The sequence below is a fragment of the Pseudomonas sp. P5_B2 genome, assembly GCF_056400445.1.
Genome location: NZ_JBFULH010000495.1, coordinates 1 through 3,036, shown reverse-complemented (window position 1 = coordinate 3,036; position 3,036 = coordinate 1). Strand labels below are relative to the sequence as shown.

At 59.8% G+C, this 3,036-nt stretch carries 4 protein-coding genes and 1 pseudogene; 2 read left to right on the top strand and 3 right to left on the bottom strand.

Features of this window, described 5'->3' with window-relative positions:
- Positions 1-271 (bottom strand): annotated as a pseudogene (locus AC1DRJ_RS22905) (2-isopropylmalate synthase); the annotation flags it as partial.
- 167 nt (positions 272-438) lie between these two features.
- Between AC1DRJ_RS22905 and AC1DRJ_RS22900 the strand changes: the two are divergent.
- Both AC1DRJ_RS22900 and AC1DRJ_RS22895 read left to right on the top strand, forming a co-directional pair.
- A complete protein-coding gene (locus tag AC1DRJ_RS22900) occupies positions 439-639 on the top strand; it encodes a hypothetical protein (protein WP_477804156.1) in 201 nt (66 codons plus the stop codon).
- Positions 640-668: 29 nt separating this feature from the next.
- Positions 669-1,025 carry a hypothetical protein gene (locus AC1DRJ_RS22895; protein ID WP_477804155.1) on the top strand — a complete coding sequence of 119 codons (357 nt, stop codon included), beginning with the start codon at positions 669-671 and terminating at the stop codon, positions 1,023-1,025.
- A gap of 47 nt (positions 1,026-1,072) precedes the next feature.
- Here the strand turns inward: AC1DRJ_RS22895 and AC1DRJ_RS22890 are convergent, their stop codons facing one another.
- Together AC1DRJ_RS22890 and xseA are read right to left on the bottom strand one after the other, a co-directional pair.
- Positions 1,073-1,894, bottom strand: coding sequence for a peptidoglycan DD-metalloendopeptidase family protein (locus tag AC1DRJ_RS22890; RefSeq protein ID WP_477804154.1), 822 nt, complete (start codon positions 1,892-1,894; stop codon positions 1,073-1,075).
- A gap of 3 nt (positions 1,895-1,897) precedes the next feature.
- A partial coding sequence (gene xseA, locus AC1DRJ_RS22885) for an exodeoxyribonuclease VII large subunit (RefSeq protein ID WP_477804153.1) occupies positions 1,898-3,036 on the bottom strand: 1,139 nt, incomplete at its 5' end.

Sequence of the window (3,036 nt, the reverse complement as noted above, 5' to 3'; positions counted from 1 at the left end):
CGATCAGGGTGCGCACGAAGTCGAAGTCGGTTTGCGAAGCAGCCGGGAACGAGGCTTCGATTTCTTTCACGCCGACAGACACCAGGGTTTTCCAGAAACGCAATTTCTTGACCGCGTCCATTGGCTCGATCAGCGACTGGTTGCCATCACGAAGGTCGGAGCTGCACCAGATCGGCGCTGCAGTGATGGTCTTCGACGGCCAGGTGCGATCCGGGATGTCGATGGTCGGGAMCGMGCGGTATTTCGAAGACGGATCTTTGAGCATGCTCATCGTGGGAATCCTTATTGTGTGGGCCGAAAAAAGGCGGCCTGCCGGTGGATCAAATGTTCTTGGGGAAAAGCGTGGAGCGAGGCATCGCGATTCAGCCCGGCAGTCGTGCGCTGACGAGGCACAGGCTGCGGTGCTGGCGAAGCTGAATGAGGGTGTGAGAGGTTTTCATGCCTTCAACCCTAACCTCGGGGGGGAAGGATGGCAAGCAGTCGAAAAAAATTGAGAGGAATACCCTGAATGTCGATTTTATCGAGATTTTATTGCTGTTAATGGGGGTTATTGTTTTTATGATTGCGCGAGGTTTGAGTGCTGCGCAATTTGAGGTTTGCGGCGACGACTCCCTGAGCACCGCTATGCTTAAAGCCTGAACAAGACGGCTGACAGGCAGGAGTCGAACATGAACGAGTCGGACTGGAAGCGGTATAGCGCGTTGCGTCCATTGGCACATGAGCGGATGTGCATTCGGATCATGGAGGAGGTCGAGCGCACGGTGCTGGATAAAAGCCTGGAGCCTTACGATCGGATTGAGGCCACTGAAGAGCTACTTCAGTCCAGGCAAAAGGAGCTGTATTGGGCGTTTGGTGTGTTTAGATTTTCACGGCATGAGGCTCAGTCGCACTTGCTTGGGTTGTGCGCGCGGGAGTTGATCACGTCTGAGGAGTTGACGGGGTTCTCGGCAGATACTCAGGAGTGGATCAAGCATTGCCTGGCGGACCGGGAAGCTCATGGGATTGAGGATCTTGAGGCTGAATAGGTGGTGTCTTTGATGCTCGCGAAGGGGCCGGCAGCCTTACCGAAAATTCAGGGCTGAAATGCACCGATAAAAATAGCCGGATCCACCCGCGCATCATTCAGGCTGATATTCCAGTGCATGTGCGGCCCGGTCGCGCGCCCCGTCGCTCCCACTTTCCCGACCACCCCGCCACGGGCCAGTTGCTGCCCGACCTTCACGTCGATTTTCGACATATGGCAGAACATGCTGATAAAGCCTTGCCCGTGATCGACAAACACCGTGTTGCCGTTAAAGAAGTAATTGCCGATCAGAATCACCTTGCCCGCCGCCGGCGTCTTGATCGGCGTACCGGCAGGCACGGCGAAGTCCAGCCCTGCGTGCGGATTGCGCTCTTCCCCGTTAAAGAAGCGACGCACACCAAACTTGCTCGACAGCGGCCCGTTGACCGGTTTGTCCAGCAGCAGGTTGCTCGGGGTGTTTGGGCTGAAGCTTTGGTAGGCCTGGATCTGTTCGGCCAGTTCGCCTTCGATGCGCTTGAGGTTGTCCGGATTCGGATTGACCTGCTGCGTGTTCTTCAGCGTGATGTGCTGTTCCGGGTACTTCTTGTTGCCGACGGTGAAGCTGAGATTACGACCGCCGCTGCTGAGCTGCTGCGTACCCGGTTTCACCGTCAACGGCACGCCGACAATCGCCAGCCAGTTATTCTGTTCCTTGACCACCAACACCGGTTTGCCTTGATAGCTGGCTTTCGGCGCCTGGACAGAAGCGCCCAGGTCCACCACGGCCACGCCGCCTGGCACCGGTTTATTCAACAGGCGAGTGATGTAGCTGTCGGCGTGGGCGTTGAAGGTCAGGCACAGCAACAGCAGCGGAGCAAAAAAACGCGGCATGGATCAATCCAGTAAAGAAAGGGTGATAGGCGTCAGGTGATTGTCTTCGACCCGAACCTGCAGTTCGCCGTCGCCGAGTTTGGCCTTGAGACGCTGACCGTTGTGGGTTTGTTCGGCGCTGCGGATCGCGTTGCCACGTTCGTCCAGCAGAATGCTGTAGCCACGGGCCAGGGTCGCCAGCGGGCTGACCACCTGTAGCGTCTGGACCTGACTTTGCAGTTGCAGGCGCCGCGACTTGAGGCCCTCGCGGATCGCACGGGGCAGGCGTTCGGCGAGGCTGTCGAGGCGCTGGCGGAGCATCGCCAATTGCCGGCCCGGATGTTGCCCGGCGAGACGGGTTTCCAGACGAATCAAACGCTCGCGCCGGGTATTGAGGCTGCGTTCGAATGCGCGGCGCATGCGCATGTCCAGGTCATCCAGACGCTGAGCTTGCTGGCGCAGGCGTTCGCCAGGATGACGCAAGCGGCGGGAAATACCCTCCAGACGCAAGCGGTCGCGCATCAAACGGTCGCGCATGCGCATCACCAGCCGGCGATGCAGGCTTTCGACCCGACGCACCAGATCGCCGGAATCCGGCGCGAGCAGTTCAGCGGCAGCGGACGGCGTCGGGGCGCGGACGTCAGCCACGAAGTCACTGATGGATACGTCGGTTTCATGGCCGACGGCGCTGACAATCGGCGTGACGCAGGCATCGACCGCACGGGCTACGGCTTCTTCGTTGAAGCACCAGAGGTCTTCCAGCGAACCGCCGCCACGGGCCAGGATCAGTGCGTCGAAACCACGGGCGTCCGCCAGTTTCAGTGCGCGGACAATCTGCGCGGTGGCCTCGCGACCTTGCACGGCGGTGGGGATCAGCGTCAGCTGGATCTGCGGTGCACGGCGGCGGAACACGCTGATAATGTCGCGAATCACCGCGCCGGTGGGCGAACTGATGATGCCGATGCGTTGCGGATGCGCCGGCAGCGGCACTTTGCGCTCGGCACTGAACAGGCCTTCGGCGCTGAGCTTTTCTTTCAGTGCATCGAAGGCCAGGCGCAGCGCGCCATCACCGGCCGGCTCCACGGTGTCGAGAATCAGCTGATAGTCGCCACGTCCCTCGAACAACGAAACCTTGCCCCGGACTTTGACCGCCAGACCATCCT